This is a genomic window from Burkholderia sp. KCJ3K979 (genome assembly GCF_016759955.1).
Classification (GTDB): Bacteria; Pseudomonadota; Gammaproteobacteria; order Burkholderiales; family Burkholderiaceae; genus Burkholderia; species Burkholderia orbicola.
In genome coordinates, this window is the sequence record NZ_JACFYV010000008.1 from 34035 (window position 1) to 53920 (window position 19886).

General features: G+C 66.1%; 19 protein-coding genes. 9 read left to right on the forward strand and 10 right to left on the reverse strand.

What is annotated here, in order from left to right:
* Positions 1 to 24: 24 nt before the first annotated feature.
* The 3 genes from fmdA to H3O04_RS03555 all read left to right on the forward strand — a co-directional run bounded on the left by fmdA (position 25) and on the right by H3O04_RS03555 (position 2746).
* The gene (fmdA, locus tag H3O04_RS03545; RefSeq protein WP_006478798.1) at positions 25 to 1263 is read left to right on the forward strand and encodes a formamidase; all 1239 of its coding nucleotides are present in this window, start codon (positions 25 to 27) and stop codon (positions 1261 to 1263) included.
* Between the two features lie 37 nt (positions 1264 to 1300).
* Positions 1301 to 1636: an FmdB family zinc ribbon protein gene (locus H3O04_RS03550; protein ID WP_124476803.1), complete on the forward strand. Its 336-nt coding sequence runs from the start codon at positions 1301 to 1303 to the stop codon at positions 1634 to 1636.
* Between the two features lie 84 nt (positions 1637 to 1720).
* Positions 1721 to 2746 (forward strand): aliphatic amidase, encoded by a 1026-nt coding sequence (locus H3O04_RS03555; protein WP_023476821.1) that lies wholly within the window; start codon positions 1721 to 1723, stop codon positions 2744 to 2746.
* A gap of 121 nt (positions 2747 to 2867) precedes the next feature.
* Here the strand turns inward: H3O04_RS03555 and H3O04_RS03560 are convergent, their stop codons facing one another.
* Together H3O04_RS03560 and H3O04_RS03565 are read right to left on the reverse strand one after the other, a co-directional pair.
* Positions 2868 to 4037, reverse strand: coding sequence for a porin (locus tag H3O04_RS03560; RefSeq protein ID WP_202587146.1), 1170 nt, complete (start codon positions 4035 to 4037; stop codon positions 2868 to 2870).
* A gap of 377 nt (positions 4038 to 4414) precedes the next feature.
* The gene (locus tag H3O04_RS03565; RefSeq protein WP_006478802.1) at positions 4415 to 4720 is read right to left on the reverse strand and encodes a DUF4148 domain-containing protein; all 306 of its coding nucleotides are present in this window, start codon (positions 4718 to 4720) and stop codon (positions 4415 to 4417) included.
* A 277-nt stretch (positions 4721 to 4997) separates the two neighbouring features.
* Here H3O04_RS03565 and H3O04_RS03570 point away from each other — a divergent pair, with 277 nt between their 5' ends.
* From H3O04_RS03570 to H3O04_RS03585, 4 genes are all read left to right on the forward strand, one after another.
* The gene (locus H3O04_RS03570; protein ID WP_124476801.1) at positions 4998 to 5207 is read left to right on the forward strand and encodes a hypothetical protein; all 210 of its coding nucleotides are present in this window, start codon (positions 4998 to 5000) and stop codon (positions 5205 to 5207) included.
* A gap of 292 nt (positions 5208 to 5499) precedes the next feature.
* Entirely contained in the window at positions 5500 to 6246 is a 747-nt protein-coding gene (locus tag H3O04_RS03575) for a response regulator transcription factor (RefSeq protein ID WP_237666164.1), read from the forward strand.
* Positions 6239 to 7657: a sensor histidine kinase gene (locus H3O04_RS03580; protein WP_202587147.1), complete on the forward strand. Its 1419-nt coding sequence runs from the start codon at positions 6239 to 6241 to the stop codon at positions 7655 to 7657. The genes H3O04_RS03575 and H3O04_RS03580 overlap by 8 nt, the downstream gene beginning before the upstream one ends.
* 58 nt (positions 7658 to 7715) lie before the next feature.
* Entirely contained in the window at positions 7716 to 8399 is a 684-nt protein-coding gene (locus H3O04_RS03585; RefSeq protein WP_202587148.1) for a response regulator transcription factor, read from the forward strand.
* Positions 8400 to 8467: 68 nt separating this feature from the next.
* Here H3O04_RS03585 and H3O04_RS03590 read toward each other — a convergent pair whose 3' ends face one another.
* Together H3O04_RS03590 and H3O04_RS03595 are read right to left on the reverse strand one after the other, a co-directional pair.
* A complete protein-coding gene (locus H3O04_RS03590; RefSeq protein WP_023476825.1) occupies positions 8468 to 8623 on the reverse strand; it encodes a hypothetical protein in 156 nt (51 codons plus the stop codon).
* An 81-nt stretch (positions 8624 to 8704) separates the two neighbouring features.
* Entirely contained in the window at positions 8705 to 8977 is a 273-nt protein-coding gene (locus H3O04_RS03595; protein ID WP_202587149.1) for a DUF4148 domain-containing protein, read from the reverse strand.
* A gap of 330 nt (positions 8978 to 9307) precedes the next feature.
* Between H3O04_RS03595 and H3O04_RS03600 the strand changes: the two genes are divergently transcribed.
* Complete coding sequence (locus H3O04_RS03600; protein ID WP_202587150.1) at positions 9308 to 10483, forward strand: porin; 1176 nt, start codon at positions 9308 to 9310, stop codon at positions 10481 to 10483.
* Positions 10484 to 10567: 84 nt separating this feature from the next.
* Here the strand turns inward: H3O04_RS03600 and H3O04_RS03605 are convergent, their stop codons facing one another.
* The 5 genes from H3O04_RS03605 to H3O04_RS03625 form a co-directional block, all read right to left on the reverse strand.
* Entirely contained in the window at positions 10568 to 12034 is a 1467-nt protein-coding gene (locus H3O04_RS03605; protein ID WP_202587151.1) for an efflux transporter outer membrane subunit, read from the reverse strand.
* Positions 12027 to 13232, reverse strand: a complete 1206-nt coding sequence (locus H3O04_RS03610; protein ID WP_202587152.1) for an efflux RND transporter periplasmic adaptor subunit — start codon at positions 13230 to 13232, stop codon at positions 12027 to 12029. Before H3O04_RS03610 ends, H3O04_RS03605 begins: the two co-directional genes overlap by 8 nt.
* Positions 13222 to 16476 carry an efflux RND transporter permease subunit gene (locus tag H3O04_RS03615; protein WP_202587153.1) on the reverse strand — a complete coding sequence of 1085 codons (3255 nt, stop codon included), beginning with the start codon at positions 16474 to 16476 and terminating at the stop codon, positions 13222 to 13224. Before H3O04_RS03615 ends, H3O04_RS03610 begins: the two co-directional genes overlap by 11 nt.
* A gap of 154 nt (positions 16477 to 16630) precedes the next feature.
* A complete protein-coding gene (locus H3O04_RS03620; protein WP_006478810.1) occupies positions 16631 to 17305 on the reverse strand; it encodes a response regulator transcription factor in 675 nt (224 codons plus the stop codon).
* Between the two features lie 21 nt (positions 17306 to 17326).
* Positions 17327 to 18250: a LysR family transcriptional regulator gene (locus H3O04_RS03625; RefSeq protein WP_202587154.1), complete on the reverse strand. Its 924-nt coding sequence runs from the start codon at positions 18248 to 18250 to the stop codon at positions 17327 to 17329.
* Between the two features lie 327 nt (positions 18251 to 18577).
* Between H3O04_RS03625 and H3O04_RS03630 the strand changes: the two genes are divergently transcribed.
* Positions 18578 to 18952, forward strand: coding sequence for a hypothetical protein (locus tag H3O04_RS03630; RefSeq protein ID WP_202587155.1), 375 nt, complete (start codon positions 18578 to 18580; stop codon positions 18950 to 18952).
* 102 nt (positions 18953 to 19054) lie between these two features.
* Here H3O04_RS03630 and H3O04_RS03635 read toward each other — a convergent pair whose 3' ends face one another.
* Positions 19055 to 19813: an SDR family oxidoreductase gene (locus H3O04_RS03635; protein ID WP_023476830.1), complete on the reverse strand. Its 759-nt coding sequence runs from the start codon at positions 19811 to 19813 to the stop codon at positions 19055 to 19057.
* Positions 19814 to 19886 lie beyond the last annotated feature (73 nt).

Here is a 19886-nt window from a genome sequence, read left to right on the forward strand (position 1 = left end):
CCGCGAACCCAAGGAGCGAACGTCATGCCCGAGACTCTCATCAAGGTCGATCTGAACCAGTCGGCCTACGAAAACGAACAGGTGCACAATCGCTGGCACCCCGACATTCCGATGGCCTGCTGGGTCAAGCCCGGCGACGATTTCATCCTCGAAACCTACGACTGGACCGGCGGCTTCATCAAGAACGACGACAGCGCCGACGACGTGCGCGACATCGACCTGTCGATCGTGCACTTCCTGTCCGGTCCGGTGGGCGTGCACGGCGCGGAGCCCGGCGACCTGCTGGTGGTCGACCTGCTCGACATCGGCGCGAAGGCCGACAGCCAATGGGGCTTCAACGGCTTCTTTTCGAAGACGAACGGCGGCGGCTTTCTCACCGATCATTTCCCCAGCGCGCAGAAATCGATCTGGGATTTTCATGGTGTCTACACGAGCTCGCGCCATATTCCGGGCGTGAATTTCGCGGGCCTGATTCACCCCGGCCTGATCGGCTGCCTGCCCGATCCGACTCTGCTGGAAACCTGGAACGCGCGCGAAACCGGCCTGATCGCCACCGCGCCCGAGCGCGTGCCGCCGCTCGCGAATCCGCCGTTCGCGGCCACCGCGCACATGGGCAAGCTCGCGGGCGACGCGCGCGACCAGGCCGCCGCGCAAGGCGCGCGCACGGTGCCGCCGCGCGAGCATGGCGGCAATTGCGACATCAAGGATCTGTCGCGCGGCTCGAAGGTGTTTTTCCCGGTGTACGTGGATGGCGCGGGCCTGTCGGTCGGCGACCTGCACTTCAGCCAGGGCGACGGCGAGATCACGTTCTGCGGCGCGATCGAAATGGCCGGCTGGGTGCATATGCGCGTGAACCTCATCAAGGGCGGCATGGCGAAATACGGTATCCGCAACCCCGTCTTTCAGCCCAGCCCGATCACGCCGACCTATAACGACTACCTCATTTTCGAGGGCATTTCCGTCGACGAGCAGGGCGGCCAGCATTATCTCGACGTCACCACCGCGTATCGCCAGGCGTGTCTGAACGCCATCGAGTATCTGAAGAAATTCGGTTATTCGGGCGCGCAAGCGTATTCGCTGCTGGGCTGCGCGCCGGTGCAGGGGCATATCAGCGGCGTGGTGGACATTCCGAACGCATGCGCGACCTTGTGGCTGCCCACGCAGATCTTCGACTTCGACATTCGCCCGAATGCGGACGGCCCGATCCGGTACATCCAGGGCGGGGTGGATCTGCCGTGTTCGCCGGATCTCGCGAAGGCGTGAGCGACGCACTGAAATCACGCAGGAACAGGAGGCCGTCATGCCAATCTACGACTTCGAATGCGCAAGCTGCGGGCCGTTCTCCGTCATGCGCCGCATCGCGGATCGCGACAAACCGAGCCGCTGTCCCGACTGCGGCGCCGAAGGCGGGCGCGTCGTCAGCGCGCCATCACTGGCGCTGATGGGAGGCGCACGCCGCGCCGCACATGCGACCAACGAACGTGCCGCGCACGCGCCGCGCCAGTCCGGCGACGGGCCGCCACTGCGCCATCGCGCGGGTTGCAGTTGCTGCTCGGGCGGCGCGGCGAAGCTTGCAGGCACGGCGTCGGACGGCCTCAAGCGGCCGGCGGGACGGCCGTGGATGATCAGCCACTAAGGTGTGCCGCGCGCGAGCCGATGCGGGGAAGCAGCGGCCGTCGCATGCGGCGTCAACGTGTACGTGTTAGAGGAGGAAAGCGTCATGCGACATGGTGATATTTCCAGCAGCCGCGATTGTGTGGGTGTCGCGGTGGTCAACTACAAGATGCCGCGTCTGCACACGAAGGCGGAGGTGCTCGACAACGCGCGCCGTATCGCCGACATGGTGGTCGGCATGAAGCAGGGTTTGCCGGGCATGGATCTCGTGGTGTTCCCCGAGTATTCGACCCACGGCATCATGTACGACCGCCAGGAGATGTTCGATACGGCGTCGACGATCCCCGGCGAAGAAACGGATATCTTCGCGGCGGCATGCCGCAAGGCCAACGTGTGGGGTGTGTTCTCGATCACGGGCGAGCGCCACGAAGCGCATCCGCGCAAGGTCCCGTACAACACGCTCGTGCTGATCGACAATCGCGGCGAGATCGTGCAGAAGTATCGCAAGATCATGCCGTGGACACCGATCGAAGGCTGGTATCCGGGCGACCGCACCTATGTGACGGACGGGCCGAAGGGCCTCAAGATCAGCCTGATCATCTGCGACGACGGCAATTATCCGGAGATCTGGCGCGACTGCGCGATGAATGGCGCCGAGCTGATCGTGCGCTGCCAGGGCTATATGTACCCGGCGAAAGAGCAGCAGGTGATGGTCGCGAAAGCGATGGCGTGGATGAACAATACCTACGTCGCAGTGGCCAACGCGACCGGCTGGGACGGCGTGTATTCGTACTTCGGCCATTCGGCGATCGTCGGGTTCGACGGGCGCACGCTCGGCGAATGCGGCGAGGAGGAAATGGGCGTGCAGTATGCGGAGCTGTCGCTCGGCATGATTCGCGACGCGCGGCGCAACATGCAGTCGCAGAATCATCTATACAAGCTGCTGCATCGCGGGTACACCGGCACGATCCATTCCGGCGACGGCGTGAACGGCGTCGCGGAGTGCCCGTTCGGGTTCTATCGCGACTGGATTGCGGATCCGCACGCCACGCGTCGCCGTGTCGAAGCGCTCACGCGTGCAACGCCGGGCACGCCGGAGTGTCCGATCGAAGGCATTCCACACGAAGACTGAGTGCGTGCACCCGGGTGTAATCGGGCGAATTCATGAAGGGGATTCGCATCGATTTCGATCGACTCACCGGCGCCCGCACCGAAGCCGCGCCGAGCGGGTTCCGGTGCGGGCCTCCGACGGGTTAGAAGCGATGCACCATGCCCATGCGATAGACCATCTGGTTCGGCCCTGACGACGCGCCAGCCGACGCGTCCACGATCTGGGCTTCGTCAAAGCTCGTCCCGGTACGGGCGCTGACAACATGCTGCCACGCGCCTTGCAGATACAGCGAAGTGCGCTTGCTCAGGTCATAGTCGAGCATCATGCCGATCTGGTGCCACTTGGGGACATATTTCGTGTCGGACGTGTACAGATGCGCCATGGTGAACGTGTAGGACGCTCCCAGCCAGAGGGCGTGAGTAAAGGAGTACTGAGCATTGAGTTCGAAGTTGTCGAATTTCCACGCATTCCACGTCGCGCCGTTTTGCAGGGCGGTATTGTCGATCCACGCATTGCCGGCGGGGTTGTAGACATCGACATGGGACCACGCGGCGCCGACGAGTACGTGGGTGAACTGGTAGGAAGCCGCTACGCCGATGTCCTGCTGCGACGAGCCGTTGAAGAGATCGCCACTGTTGACCGCGCCACCCGCCGCGAGCCCGGGATTGTTGAGCTTCAGGTAGGACGCCGCCGCAGTCAGGTTGCCGCTCTGGTAGTTCAGCGTGGCGCCCCAGACGCGATTGTTCGAGAATCCGCCGGGCTGGTTGCTGAAGCCGTACATCGCTTCCGCGGTGAGTCCGCGGTATGTCGGGGTCACATACTTGACGGCATTGTTGACACGGAAATCCCAGTCCGTATTGTCGTTGTCGAACGGGTGGGTCGCGATGTCGCCGGCCCAGTTGCCGGCCGCCGTGATGCCGCCGAAGCCGAGCGTGTCGACGCTGGTATCGTACTGGCGTCCGAGCGTGAGCGTGCCATATCGTGACGACGACAGGCCCACGAACGCTTGACGGCCGAACATGCTCGAATCCTGACCGAGCTTGCCGCTGTTCACGTTGAAGCCGTTTTCGAGCTGGAAGATGGCCTTGTCGCCGCCGCCAAGGTCTTCACTGCCTTTCAAGCCCCATCGGCTGCCGAATGTGTCTCCGCTCGACATCTGCCAGGCGCGATGACCGCCTGCATTGCTCGTGAAGTTGAGGCCTTCGTCTATCAGCCCGTATAGCGTGATGCTCTGCTGGGCGTGCGCCGTGCCTGCGAGCAGGAGTGCCGGCGCGAATACGTACCAGGGCAGTTTCTTCGATCGACGTTTCATTTAGTTCCTCTGACGGTGGGGTGGGGCAGTCGGCGCTGGATCGCGCCGACTTCGATGTCGTCCCGGAATGCGATCTCGGCGGACGAGGCAGTGTAGGCAGAGGAAAAGCGGTCGCCGCAACGTGCATGGAAAGACTATTTTTCAGTATTCGAAAGTGTCATGCGCCGACGGATGCTGCACGGAAAAGTGCGGTGCCCTGGAGTCGCATGACGATCGAACGCCTTGCGATGTGTTGTTTTCTATCTTTCGCCGATTGACATGAGGATTTATTCGCGTGAAGCGCCGACATATCGGCACGGAACATCGGAGCAACCCAAAAAAACGCGCGCGGCCACGAGGGCTCGCGCGCAAACTCGGAGAACGGTTGCAGGGAGCGTTCAGTTTCCGCTCGACGCGACGGTATTGGCCGCCCCGGCACAATCGTGCTGGTACTTCTGCATCAGGCGCGCCTGTGCCGAATCGATATCGTCGGGATAGCTGCTCTCGTCTCCAGACGACGGGTTGTAGCCGACGGACTCCAGTTCGTTCAGTTCGTTGACGAGCTGCCGGTGGGAGACCGGGCCGTTCGCATGCACGAACGGATAGTCATGACATTGCGCGGACGTGAGCTTCGTCCCGGCATGCGCGGAGACGCTCAATGCGAGCATGGCGGCGCACACGAGATAACGGACGGGATGATTCATCTTCGGCTCCTGGATAGCGTTGAGTAGATGCCGTACGGCAGGATGTCTGCGTCGGCCGCGAGACGAAGATTAGGTACGGCGGACTAGCTAAACGGCAGCGCGATGATGAAACATGTTTTAGGCAAGCCCGGCTCGGAGCATGCACCGGTTGCCGCAGGCATTGAAGGTTAAAGAATCGTTCATGCGCGCGCTTCCGGATGGTTAGGCGCGGCGGCGTATCGTCGAGCGATGGATCGATCGATGCCGCGCGCCGCGCGGTGGACACGGGGGTAAGGCAATGAAATCAAAGGTCATCATGGCTGGGCTGGTCGCGCTGATGGGTGCGTCGCTGCCGGCGTTCGCGAAGGTGCAGGGAACCGGGCTCGCGATCGCCGATGTGACGCTCGCGAACGCGAAAGCCGAACAGCGGGATCGTGCGATCGATGCCGCACGTGATCTCGCGTCGCACCGTGCGGACGCGGCCGGCACACGATCGCACCCACGCTGATCACGCGTTGCCGCGCACCGTTCGCAGCCGGTCGCGGCGGCTCGCGTGCGTCGCGAGCCGTGGTACGAAATCGTGTCGCAAAGGCGAGCATACCGGGTCGTTTTCAACCTCCGTTTCAATGGCAAATATGACGGGATCGAAGCAGGCCTGGACGTTATGTTGCCGGATATGAAACTTTCTTCACGAAGCCGACGTGCATCTTTTACGCGTGCACGCATAAGCTCTGCACGAGCGCGTTCGGCCGTCGGGTATCGAAGCGCGCACGTCCCTTCGATGAAGACGAGAATCGTACATGGCATCATCCGCTTCCCCGGTCAACGAGCCGGCCTCGCCTGACAAGCCGGCCGAGGACGGCACGGCCGTCGCGCACGTCCTCACGATCGAAGACGACGAAATCACCGCGAACGAAATAGTCACGGAGCTGGAGGGGCGCGGCTTTACGGTCGAATGGGTGGCGAACGGGCGCGATGGCATGGCCCGCGCGCTCGGCAACGAATTCGACGTGATCACGCTCGACCGGATGCTGCCGGTGGTCGACGGCCTCACGATCCTGACCACGATGCGCAGCGTCGGCGTGCGCACTCCCGTGCTGATGCTGAGCGCGCTCGGCGACGTCGACGAACGGGTCCGCGGGCTGCGTGCGGGAGGCGACGACTACCTGACCAAGCCGTTCGATCCCGAGGAAATGGCCGCGCGCCTGGAGGTGCTGCTGCGCCGGAGCCAGGCCGCGCCGGCCACGTTCGACACGACGCTGGTCGTCGGCCCCCTCAAGCTCGACCTGATCTCGCGCAAGGCGTTTCGCGACGGCGAGGAAATCGTGTTGTTGCCGACCGAGTACCGCGTGCTCGAGTACATGATGCGCAATGCCGGGCAAACCATTACGCGGACGATGTTGTTCGAGGCCGTATGGGGCTATCACTTCGATCCCGGCACGAACCTGATCGAAGTGCACATGGGCCGGTTGCGCAGGAAGATCGATCCATCCGATGCGAAGCAGATGATCCAGACCGTACGCGGCGCGGGGTATCGTCTTGGCTGAGCCGGCTACCGCGGCGTCGGCCGCGCATCACGTCCCGCCGGCACCCGCGCGACGCTGGTACTCGAGTACGTTTCGGCTGGTGTCGGTCTATGCCGTGACGTTCTCCGTGTCGGTGATGCTGCTGCTCGGTTTCATCGCATCGGTGATCACGCACGACATGGAGCGGGAAACCGACACGGTGATCGATTGGCAGATGATCTACTTCGATTCGATCCAGGACGGCCAGCTTGCCGCCGCGATCCTGCACCGGATCGAGCACGAGCGGATGCATACCAACTACTACGGGCTCTTTACCGCGGACGGCACGCATATCGCCGGCGATGTGCTGGCGTTGCCCGCCGGCCTGCAGCCGAACCGCAGCGGCGTGACGCTCGATCACACGATGCCGATCGCGGGAGACCAGGTACCGCCGGTCGTCCGCACGATGGCGGAGCGGCGTGCGAACGGCGACGTGCTGGTGCTGGGGCGAGACCTCACGCACATCCTGCGCATCCGCGCGGCGATCATCCAGGCGTTGGTGGGCGGCGGGCTGCTCTGTCTTGGCACGGGCGTCGTGGGCGGCCTGATGCTCAGCGTGCGGCAAATGCGGCGTCTGAAGGAAATCCGGCGCATCACGCAGGGTATTGCGCAGGGCGACCTCGGCCAGCGGTTGCCGGTCGGCGGCCACGACGAGATCGATCTGCTGTCCCATCTCGTCAACCATATGCTCGAGGAGATCGAGCGGCTGATGAACGAGGTAAAGGGGGTCTGCGACGGCATCGCGCATGACTTGCGGACCCCGCTCGCCCATGTGCACACGCTGCTCGCGCAGGCGGCACAGCGGGCGGAGCGTCTCGACGATGCGGTGCTGGAGCGTCTCGTCTCGCGGGCACGCCACGAGACCGACGTGTTGCTCGATCGTTTCCGGGCGATGCTGCGTATCGCCGAAATCGGGTCCTTGCAGCGGCGCGGCGGATTTGCGGAGCTGTCGCTGGAGGATCTGGTCATCGACGTCGGGCAGTTGTTCGAACCGCTCGCGGACAGCCGCGCGATCCGCTTCGTGCAGTCCGTCGAGCCGGTGGCGCGGATTCACGGCGATCGCGCACTCCTGTTCGAGGCGCTGAGCAACCTGCTCGACAATGCGCTCAAGTACACGACGGCGGGCGATACGGTGCGCCTGGAACTGCATGACACGCCGTCCGGCCCGCGCATCGACGTGATCGACAACGGCCCGGGCATCGCAGCCGACGAGCGCGAGGCGGTGCTGCGGTCCCGGTACCGCAGCCGCCGTACCGGGCATCTCGCGGGTGCCGGACTCGGCCTGAGCATCGTATCGACGGTCGTCAACGTGCACGATTTCACGCTGCGGATCGGCCATGCCGAGCCCGGCACGCGCGTGACGATCGAATGCTGGCCGAGGTCGCTGGGATGATGGTCGGCCGGACGACGCTGCGCGTGTCGGCGTATGTCGGCCGCGAGGCCGGTTGACGATGCGCATCCTGCTCGTGACTTCGCCGCATCCGGAAGCGTCGTGGCTGCACAAGGCGCTGCAGGAAAGCGGGCACAGCGTGCCGCGCGCCGACGATCTGCGCGACGGCTTATTCCTTGCGTCGCAGGAGGCTTTCGACGCGATCGTCGCGACCGCGTTCGAGCCCGGCAGCGATGCCGCGCTGATCGCGATGTTGCCGCGTTTCGTGGCCGACGGCGGCGGCGCCGCGCTCGTGGTGCTGATCGGCGACGCGTCGGCGCGCGAACGCATCCAAATGCTGCGCGCGGGCGCCGATGCGTGTTTCTGCGCACCGTATTCGTTCATCGAGCTGCACGAGCGCCTGCAGGCGCTGCAGCGGCTGGCCGGGCCGCGCGATGCGGGCCGTTCGATCGCGAGTGTGTCCGCGGTCGAGACCCTGGCGCGCGAACTCGCGGACGGCAAGCTGCGCCTCGCCGTGACGCGCCGGGAATTCCTGTTGCTCGAATGCCTGATGCGCCATCCGAACGCGCCGGTGCCGCGCGACCAATTGATCCGGTATGTCTGGCAGGACAAGGAGGATGTCGATCCGTCGAGCGTCAATCTCGTGGTGTCGCGGCTACGCCGCAAGCTCGCGCGGCATCTGCCCGACGTACGGATCGATACGGTGAGCCGCTATGGCTACCAGGTGACGCTGCCGGACGCATGAACGCGCGGTTTCGGCCGCGCAACGAACATGACGGGCGCACTGCCGATGGCAGCGCGCCCGTCATGCGTTTACGACCCGAAGAACGGCACGCAGAAGTCGGGCGGGCCGACGCAATCGCCGGGGCCATCGGGCTGCGCGGCGGCACAGGCGGACAACATGACGCCGGCGGCAATCGCGACGAGCGCGAGACGGGCGGAACGGGCGAGCAACGAAAGCAGCTTCATGGATGGCGAGCAATTCGGGGGACAGGTGGCGCCGCGGGAGGCGCGAGCCGGGCATCGCGCCCGGCCGCACGATCGCCCCAATCAATGCGAATAGAGCGTGGAGTTTAGGTACTTGAGCTGCCCGTCCTGTTCGGCGTGCACGAGTTCGGCATGGACCTCGGCGCGCGTCTTTTCGTGGATCGGCTGGCCGTAGGGCGGCACCCACTGGCCGGCGGCCTGGGCGCCGGGCGCGCCGTCCTTGGTGGCGGCCGGCGACATCCGGGTCGGCTGACTGCCGGTCAGCGCAAACGCGGGAACGGACAGCGTGCCGATTGCGGCGAGCATGGCGGCGGCGACGATGCGGGCGGTTTTCATGTCTGGAGTCCTCATGATGATTGAACGGGCATTTCCCCGGGCGCGGCGTGTCGATATCGGCGTCGCACATGGGTTGAGGACAAGCATAGAGGAGGGGCGTTAGCGGATCGGCATACGCAACGTGAAAAGAAATTCATGCACCGGCGCGCATTCGCGGCGGACGTGAAACCGGTATGTCGCCAGGATGAAGCAGGTTTCATGTTTCGGGCCGTTTCGATAACGGCGCTGTCACGCCCGCTGCCTAAATTGTGCGCCATCGCATCGCGCACGAGCGGCCATGTTGCCCGGGCCGGCGATGCGAGCAGACCGATCCACTCCAATGAAACCATCATGAAGAAATATCTGGCAATTCCGGCGGCGGTCGCATGCCTGCTGGCGAGCGCGGCACATGCGCAGAGCAGCGTGACGCTGTACGGCACGATCGACGCGGGCCTGGACTACATCAGCAACCAGAAATCGGCCGCGGGCGCGGGGCCCGTCTACGGTGTCCAGAGCGGCAACGTCAGCACGTCGCGCTGGGGGCTGCGCGGCAACGAGGATCTCGGCGGCGGCCTGGCCGCCGTGTTCGCCCTCGAGAACGGCTTCAACGTCGCGAACGGCAAGCTCGGCAACGGCGGCGACGAGTTCGGCCGCCAGGCATGGGTCGGCCTCGCGAGCCGCCAGTGGGGTACGGTGACGCTCGGCCGCCAGTACGATTTCCTGGTCGACTTCGTCGCGCCGCTGTCGGCGACGGGGTCGGGATTCGGCGGCAACCTCGCCGATCATCCGTACGACAACGACAACCTCGCCAACGATACGCGGATGAACAACGCGGTGAAGTTCCGCAGTGCGAACTACGGCGGCTTCACGTTCGGCGGTGCGTACGGCTTCAGCAATCAAGGCGGCGGATTCAGCAACGACAATGCGTACAGCGTCGGCGCGCAGTACGTGAACGGCCCGGTCGACCTCGCCGTCGCGTACCTGCAGTCGAACCAGCCGGGCGGTGTCGACGCGCCGCAGAACACCGGCGGGTCGCTGAGCAGTTCTGATGGCGATGCAATGCTTGCGGGCGGCCGCTGGCGCACGTTCGGCGCCGGCGTGCACTATGCGTTCGACCATGCCGCGATCGGCTTCGTCTACACGAGAACGATCCTGAACGACCCGCGCGAGCTGTCGCAGGGCGGCGCGTACGGCCGCGTGAACGGCCAGTTGCTGACCTTCAGCAACTACGAACTGAACGGGCGCTACTTCGTCACGCCGGCCCTCTCGCTGGGCGGCGCCTATACGTTCACGCAGGGCCGCTTCGACGATGCGGGCCGCGGCATCGCGCCGAAGTGGAACCAGTTCATGCTGCAGGCCGACTATGCGCTGTCGCGCCGCACCGACCTCTATCTGGAAGGCGTGTATCAGCGCGTGACGGGCGCGGACGGCGTCGCGGTGCTCGGCCACGCGGGGATCTTCAACCTTGCCGCGTCAGGCAACGATCGTCAGGCCGTCGTCGCGGCCGGTATCCGTCACAAGTTCTGAGCGGCCGGGCTGATGTAAAAAACGGCACCCGTCATCGCGACGGGTGCCTTGAAATGCGACACGCCTCGTCATGTCGCAAGGGATTCAGTTCGCTGAACTAGCCATCGTCGCGGCCGGTGCCTGCGTACCGGGTGGGGCTTCATCGGTCGACCACCCGCCGCCCAGCGCGGCGATCAAGCCTACCGCCGCGAGTTGTCGACGCGTGTCCAGTTCCAGCATCGCGATCTTCGTATCGAGCTCGGTGGTCTGCGCCGTCACGACGTCGAGATAGCTGACGACGCCGTCCCGATAGCGCGACATCGACAGCTGCAACGTGCGTTCGGCCGCGTCGAGCGCTTCCTGTTCGCGATCGGCTTCGTCGCCGAGGTGATGCGTGAGCGCGAGGTTGTCTTCCACCTGCTGGCACGCGTCGAGCACCACCGCGCGGTATTTCGCGCCGTTCTCGGCCAGTTGAGCACGCGCCTGGTCGGTGAGCGCCTGGCGCCGGCCGCCGTCGAACAGCGTCAGCGCGAGGCTGGGCCCGATCGACCAGATCTCGTTCGGCGCGCGGAGCCAGTGGCCGAGGCCCGAGCTCTGGTAGCCGCCGACCAGCCCGAGCGTGACGTCGGGGAAGAATGCCGCGCGCACCACGCCGATCTTCGCGTTGGCGGCGGCCATGCGCCGCTCGGCCGCCGCGACGTCGGGGCGCCGCTGCAGCAGCGTCGCGGGAATGCCGGCCGGGATCGTCGGCAGATACGCCGGGTTCAGGTCCGGCGTCAGCGAGAACGACGACGCCGGTACGCCCGTAAGCGTCGCGATCGAGTGCTCGTAGAGCGCACGCCGCGCCCGTACGTCCTCGGCCGACGCGCGGGCCGAATCGAGCTGCGTCCGCGCGCGCGACACGTCGAGATCGGACGCGATGCCGCCCGCGTGCCGGCTCATCGTCAGGCGCAGCGCGCGCTGATACGTGTCGATCGTATCGGCCAGCAGCTGTTGCTGCTGGTCGAGCCCGCGCAGGCTGAAGTACGCGCTGGCGAGGCTGGCCTGCAGGCTCAGCCGCACCGACGCGAGATCGTCGGCGCTGGCCTGCGCGTCGGCGCGCCCGGCCGCGACTTCGTTGCGGACTTTCCCCCACAGGTCGAGGTCGTAGTCGAAGCCGGCGTCGAGCGTGTTGTCGCCATAGACGTTCGGCTGGTTCGAGCCGCGCAGCGGCCGCGTGGCCGATTGGCGGTTGCTCGAGATCTGCGCGCCGAGACCGATGGTCGGGAAGAGGCCCGAGCGTGCCTGGTCGAACAGCGCGGCCGCTTCGTCGTGGCGGGCCACGGCCGCGGCCACGTCGGGGTTCGCCGCGGCCACCCGTGCTTCGAGCCGGTCGAGTACGGGATCGCGGAACGCCTTCCACCAGCCGTCGCGCGCGATGCGGTCGGCCGGCTTCGCGGCCTGCCAGCCGCCGGCTTCCTTGAAGCTGGCGGGCAGCGCCGTTTGCGGCGCGTGATAGGCGGGCGCGAACGAGCACGCGGACAGGAACGCGACGCCGGCGAGCATCGCGCAGAGCCGAAGCCGGTTAGCCATGCGCGCGCTCCGTATCGCGCGCGACCGACGCGACGGTGCGGACCGGCGCCGCGAGCCTGACCGGGTCGCCGTCGGCGAGCGAGTCGGGCGGATTGTCGATCACGCGGTCGTCCGGCGCGAGGCCGGTCGCGATCTGTACGTGCGTGCCGAGATCGGTCGCGATCGTCACGGGCTTGAAGATCGCGCGATCGTCCTTGCCGACCACGGCGACCTGCAGGCCTGCCTGCCGGAAGATCAGCGAGCTGGCCGGAATCGTCAGCGCGTGGGTGCTGCCGGCCGGCAGCGCGAAATGCACCTCGGTGTATTCGCCGGGAATCAGCTTGCCTGCGGAGTTGTCGACCATCAACTGCACGAGCAGCGTGCCGGTCGAGTCGGCGATCGAGTCGTCGGTGTCGGCGAGCGTCGCACGGAAGGTCTCGCCCGGATGCTCGGGCACGGTCAGCGTGGCCGTCATGCCGGGCCGGATCGCGGCGGCTTCGTTCTGCGGCACGCTCACGTAGACCCGCATCCGGTGGACGTCGGATACCGCAAACAATTCCGGGCCGGCGCCGCCGCCGGCCGAGATCAACTGGCCGATGTCGGTCTTGCGCGCGGTGACGACGCCGTCGAACGGCGCGACGATGCGCTTGAACGCCTCGAGCGCGTCGAGGCGCCGCACGTTGGCCTCGTTGGCCGCGACGATCGCCTGCTTGGCCGCGAGGTCGCTGGTCTTCTCGTCGGTTTCCTGCTGCGACACCGAATCCTGCGCGAGCATCCGGGTCCAGCGCGCGGCCGTGGACGCGGCGAGCTTCTCGTTGGCGAGCGAGCTCTGCAGGTCGGCGCGCGCCTGCTGCAGTTGCTGGTCGAGCTCGGGCGTATCGATCAGCCCGAGCAGTTGCCCCGACTTCACGTGCGCGCCGATGTCGGTGTACCACGCATGCAGGTAGCCCGACACCTGCGCGTGGATCGGCGCGCTCTCGAATGCGGACAGGTGGCCGGGCAGCACGAGCGTCGCGCCGTCGCCGCCGGTCGACGGTGTGTACGCGACCACGGTCGGCACCGCTTGTTCGGCGGACCAGGTCGTCATTTCCTGTTTCGCGTGCGCGCGGCCGACGATGCCGGTCGCCACGATGCCGGCCGCGATCAGCGCGGTGATCGTGGCGACGAGCTTGAGGTTGGGCAGCCGTTTCGGCGACTTGATATCGATCTCAGTGGACATGGGAAGCTCCGGACGCGGAAGGGGAGGAAGCGCGGGACGCGTCGTGCTTGAGCGCATCGCGCCGGTGCACGAGGCTGAATACGACGGGAACGAAGAACAGCGTCGCGATCGTCGCGCATGCGAGGCCGCCGATCACGGCGCGGCCGAGCGGCGCGTTCTGCTCGCCGCCGTCGCCGAGGCCAAGCGCCATCGGCGCCATGCCGATGATCATCGCGAGCGCGGTCATCAGCACCGGGCGAAAGCGCGTGAAACCGGCTTCGAGCGCGGCGGCCAGCGCGTTGCCGGTTTCGGCCAGGCGCTCGCGCGCGAAACTGACGACGAGGATCGCGTTCGCGGTGGCCACGCCCATGCACAGGATCGCGCCGGTCAGCGCCGGCACCGACAGCGGCGTATGCGTGGTGAACAGCATCCAGACGATGCCGGCCAGCGCCGCCGGCAGTGCCGAGACGATCACGAATGCGTCGGCCCACGAGTGGAAGTTCACGACGATCAGCAGGTAGATCAGCACGATCGCGCCGACGAGGCCGAGCAGCAGGCCGGCGAACGCGCCGTTCATGGTCTGCACCTGGCCGCGCAGCGTGACGGTCGAGCCCTTGGGCAGATCCTTCGCGGTGGCCTTGACGATATCGTCGATGTCGGTCGCGACTGCGCCGAGGTCGCGACCCTGGGTGGTCGCGTAGATGTCGAACAGCGGCTCGATGTTGTAGTGCGACACCACCGCGTTGCCGACCCCGCGCGTGATCGTGGCGAGGCCGCCCAGCAGCTGGGACTGGCCGTTCGCGCCGGTGACCGGCAGGTTCTGCAGCGCCGACAGCGTGGTCATCCGGTACTGCGGCGTTTGCGCGACGATCGGATAGGACACGCCGTTGCGCGGGTTGAGCCAGTAGGTCGGGTCGACCTGGCTGGTGCCGGCGAGCGTCGCGACCACCGAGTTCGTCACGTCCTGCTCGGTGATGCCGAGCTGGTCGGCGCGCGTGCGGTTGACCGTCACCGTGAACTGCGGATAGGTGCTGGCCTGCTGGATGCGCGGGTCGGCGACCCCTGCGATCAGGCGCAGCTTGCGGTACAGCTCGTGCGCATAAGCGAGATTGGCCTGCTGGTTGGGGCCGGCCACCTGCAGGTCGACCGGGGCCGGTGCGCCGAAGTTGAGGATCTGGCTGACGATGTCCGCGGGCAGGAACGAGAACGTGGTGCCCGGATAGGCGCGCGGCAGGCGTTCGCGCAGCGTGTGCACGTAGTCGGCGGTCGGCGCGTGATCGCGCGACAGCGAGATCAGGATGTCGCCGTCCTGCGGTCCGAGCGTGCCGCTGTTGTTGTAGGTCAGGTTGATCCCGCTGTTCGGCAAACCGATGTTGTCGATCACTTCGCGCAACTGCGTGGGCGGAATCACGCCGCGAATCGTGTTTTCGATGCGGTCGAGCTCGGCGGCGGTTTCCTCGACCCGTGTGCCGACCGGCGCACGCACGTGCAGCGCGATCTCGCCGGAATCGATGGTCGGGAAGAAGTTACGACCGAGCGACGGTGCGAGCAGGAAGGACGCGGCCACGACGCAGAGGAAGGCGACGACGAACGGCTTGCGGCGCGTGAGCGCGAGGCCCAGCAGGATTCGGTACGACGCGCGCACGGACTCGAAGCGGCGCTCGAATGCACGCTGGAAGCGCACCAGCGGATTGCGCGACGGCGGGACGTCGTGTGCGCCGGCATGCCCCGCGTGCGGGTCCATCACCGCGGCCAGTTCGCCCGACGCGTGACCGGCCGATGCGTGCGGCTTGAGCAGGTATTGCGCGAGCATCGGCACGAAGGTGCGCGACAGCACGAACGACGACACCATCGAGAAGATCACGGCCTTGGCCATCGGCACGAACAGGAAGCGCGAGATGCCGTCGAGCATCAGCATCGGCACGAACACGATGCAGATGCACAGCAGCGAGACGAGCGCCGGCATCACGATCTGCTTCGCGCCGTCGACGATCGCGGTGCGCGTGTCCTTGCCCTGTTCGAGGTGCCAGTTCACGTTCTCGATCGTCACTGTCGCATCGTCGACCAGAATCCCGACCGCGAGCGCGAGGCCGCCGAGCGTCATCACGTTGAGCGTTTCGCCGGTGGCCGCGAGCAGCGCGATCGCCGAGAGTACGGCCAGCGGGATCGATGCGGCGATGATCAGCGTCGAGCGCCACGAGCCGAGGAACAGCAGGATCATCAGCGAGGTCAGCGCGGCGGCGATGATGCCTTCGCGCGCCACGCCGCTGACGGCGCCGTTCACGAAGGTCGACTGGTCGCCCATCGTGACGAGCTTCAGGCCCGGCGGCAGCGTCTGTTCGACCAGCGGCAGCTTCGCCTTCACGCCGGCGATGATGTCGAGCGTCGATGCCGAGCCGTTCTTCAGGATACTCATCAGCACCGCGCGGTGGCCGTCCACGCGCACGATGTTGCCCTGCGGCGGGTAGCCGTCGCGCACGTGGGCGACGTCACGGATATAAATCGTCGTGCCGCCGACCGACTTGATCGGCAGGTCGTTCAACGCGTCGAGCGAGAGCGGGCTGTTGTTGAGCTTGATGTTGTATTCGAAGCGGCCGATCTTCTGCGTGCCGGCCGGAATGATCTGGTTCTGCTGCGCGAGCGCGTGCGCGACGTCCTGCGCCGACAGCCCTTTCGATTGCAGCGCCTGCGGGTCGAGATCGATCTGCACTTCACGTGTCTTGCCGCCGTACGGCGTCGGAATCGCGACGCCGGGCACCGACAGCAACTGCGGTCGAATGAAGTTGACCGCGTAATCCCCGAGCTTCTGTTCGTCGAGCGTGTTGCTGGTCAGCGCGATCTGCAGCACGGGCACCGTCGACGCGTTGTAGTTGAGGATCTGCGGCGGCGTGGTGCCGGGCGGCATCTGCTTGAGCACGGTCTGCGAGATCGACGTGACCTGCGCGGTCGCCGTGCGGATATCGACGGTCGGCTGGAAGAAGATCTTCACGATGCCGTAGCCGCGGAACGATTGCGACTCGATGTGCTGGACGTCGTTGACCGTCGTGCCGAGCGTGCGCTCGTAGTAGGTGATCACGCGTCCGGACATGTCGTCCGGCTGCAGGCCGGCGTAGTTCCACACGACGCTGATCACCGGAATGCGGATGTCCGGGAAGATGTCGATGGGCGTTCGGACCGCAGCAAGCGGGCCCGCGATCAGGATCAGCAGCGCCAGTACGACGAACGTATAGGGCCGCGTGAGCGCGAGCCGGACAATTTTCAGCATGAGGTGCTGCTCCGTTCAAAAGCGTCGTGAAGAAGAGCCGGATGTGCGCGTCTTCGGGAAAACACCGAGGCGCAACCGCTGACCGCATTCTGCGGAGCGGCCCCTAACAACGGGTCGCAAAAAAGATGAAACAAGTTTTAAGGTGCGGGCGCACTCAGCCGAGCATGTAGCCCGAGCCGCGGATCGTGCGGATCAGCGGCGCCGCGCCGGGCCGGTTCACCTTCTTGCGCAGGCGGCCGATGTGCACGTCGATCAGGTTCGTGCCGGGATCGAAGCGGCAGCCCCACACGGCCTCGAAGATCATCGTGCGCGTGAGCACGCGGCCGGCGTTGCGCATCATGAATTCGAGCACGCGGGATTCGGTCGGCAGCAGCGCGAGCTCGCGCGCGCCCAGCGTCGCGCGTCGCCGCACGAGGTCGAGCGCCAGCTCGCCGGCGCGCAGCACCGTCTCGACGCGCGTGCCGCGCGGCCGCCGGCGAATCAGCACGTCGATGCGCGCGCACATCTCTTCGAGCGAGAACGGCTTGACGAGGTAGTCGTCGCCGCCGGCGCGCAGCCCCTCGATACGCTGGTCGACCCCGGACATCGCACTCATCACGAGGACCGGCGTATCGAGGCCGACGCCGCGCATCGTGGCGAGGATCGTCAGCCCGTCGAGGTCGGGCAGCATGCGATCGAGCGTGACGACATCGTAGTTCGCGCTCATCGCCCGGGCCATGCCGTCGCGGCCGGTGCGCGCGACGTCGATCTGGTGGCCCGCGGCATGGAGCGTGTGCGCGATGTGATCCGCGATCAGCGGATCGTCTTCGATCGTCAGGATGTGGGCCATGGCGTACGCGATCCGGCGGAATCAGGCCGCGGCAAGCTGCATCGCGGTGCGCTCGGGCGTGCGATAGTGATCGACCACGTAGTCGATGAAGCTGCGCACTTTCGTGGACAGATAATTGCGGCTCGGGTAGAGGATCGATACGCGGCGCGGGCCGCCGTTCACGTCGTAGCGTTCGAGAATCGGCACCAGGGCGCCGCTCGCGAGATCGTCGGCGACGAGCGGATGCGGCAATTGCGCGATGCCCATGTGATTGAGTGCCGCGATCCGCACCATCGTGTTGCTGGTCGACGCCAGCGCATTGCCGGTATAGATGCGCGACGAACCGTCGACATCCGAGAACTCCCAGTTGCGCGCGGCGCCGTTCGACACCGTCAGCAGGCAGTGCGTATTCAGTTCGACCGGCTCGGCAGGCGTGCCGTGGCGCGCGAGGTAGCCGGGAGAGGCGACGATCACGTCGCGCACGCTCGTCAAGGTGCGCGACACGAAGGTCGAGTTGACCAGGCGGTGATCGTCACAGAAGCACACGTCGTAGCCGCCTTCCACCATGTCGACCTGGATATCGAAGGTCGTCACGTCGAATCGCACGCGCGGATGCTCGATGCGATACGTGGACAGCAGCGCGCCAAGCCCGGCCGCCACCGAGGTTGCCGACGCGGCGATGCGCAGCGTACCGTGCGGGTCGCGATTGACCTGCGCGAGATTCGATTCGATCTCGTCGAGCTTCTCGATGATCGTGCGGCAGCCGTCGAGATATTCGCGGCCTGTCTCGGTGAGCGACAGGCTGCGCGTGGTCCGGTTCAACAGGCGCATGTTCAGATGGGCCTCGAGCATGCCGACGCTGCGCGTGACCGCGGCGGCCGACATGCCGAGCTGACGTGCGGCGAGACTGAAGCTTGATAACTCGACCACGCGCGTGAAGACACGCATCGCTTGCAGTTGGTTCATGATCGGCGAGGAATGGAGTTGCCGGAAATGGGGGTGGCGCGTCCGTCTTCAGCGGGCTACGTCGACGCATCGCGCCGCGCCGCGCCGCGCCTGCCGGGGCGGGCAGCGAATTCATTATGGAAGGCACGCGGGTGGGGGGCGCTAAAAAAACAGCGCTGGCCGGATGAAATTTCGTTTAGAAAACGGCGGAGCCCGACGGACGATGACGCGGCGCCTTTTCTGAAAAATTTCTAAAAAAAGATTCATGCGCGGATCACAAATCTTCAGGCGGCAGACGGGTACCGAGATCGATAATGGGATCACGTAACCGCGGCAAGGACGACAGAAATGGCACAACCGTTGAGCATCAAGATGATCGAGGAGCGCGGCAAGCTCGTCGTGCTGATGTCGATCGAACGGGGCGCGGCAGTGCTCGATCCGGAAGATGTGGATGCCGTCATCCAGTATTTGAGTTTGCTGCGCGCGTCGATGCAGCCCGCGGTGCCGGAACGTCCGCCGCACGCGCAGCAGTTCGTGACGGAAATGGATCCTTGCTGGTATGCCGAACGCCATCCGCTGCAGGGCGGCGTGGTGCTGTTGATGCGCCATAGCGGGCTCGGCTGGGCAAGCTTCGCACTCCCGCCGCGCAGCCTTGAACGGTTGCACGGTTCGCTGACGCAACTGCTCGAGGACGAGCGGCAGGCGATCAGCCTGCCTCACTGAAGCTGCTGCCCGCACGCGCCGGCATTCGGCGTCGTCGCCACGGAGCGGTTCGATAGCGGCCCGGGTGTGAATGCTGCCGTCCGGCCCGGGCCGCGGCACGTGCTATCCGCGCCCGACGAACGGCATCGCGGTCGCCATGATCGTCATGGTGAGGATGTTGGTGTCGAGCGGCAGATTCGCCATCTGGACGATCGCGTTCGCGACATGCGCGACGTCCATCCGCGCTTCGGGCGCCAGGCTACCGTCCGCTTGCGGGACGCCTTGCGTCATCCGCTCCGTGAGCGCGGTGGCCGCGTTGCCGATGTCGATCTGGCCGCACGCGATGTTGTACCGGCGGCCGTCGAGCGCCAGCGACTTCGTGATCCCGGTCACCGCGTGCTTGGTGGCCGTGTACGCGATCGTATCGGGGCGCGGTGCGTGCGCCGAGATCGAGCCGTTGTTGATGATTCGGCCGCCCTGCGGCGTCTGCGTTTTCATCAGCCGCCATGCGGCCCGCGCGCACAGAAAGACGCCGGTCAGGTTCGTCGCGACGACGCTGTTCCACACGTCGAGTTCGTATTCGTCGAGGGACACGACCGGCGCGTTGCGGCCGGCGTTGTTGAACAGGACGTCGAGCCGGCCGAACCGTTGCGCGATCTGCGCGAACGCGCGGTCGACCGATGCTTCGTCGGTGACGTCGACGGGAAACACCTGCGCGTCGCCGCCGGCGGCGCGGATCGCGTCCTGCGTTTCGCTCAACGACGCCTCCGTGCGTCCGAGCAGCGCGACGGTGAAGCCGGCCTGGGCGAGCGCGATGGCCGCGGCGCGACCGATGCCGGAGCCGGCGCCCGTGACGGCGGCGAATTTCTTCGAGACAGACATGGCTGGATTTCCTGCGGGTTGAGTGAGGGGCGGCCGACGATGACCGATGTCATCGCCACTTCGGCAATGTAGT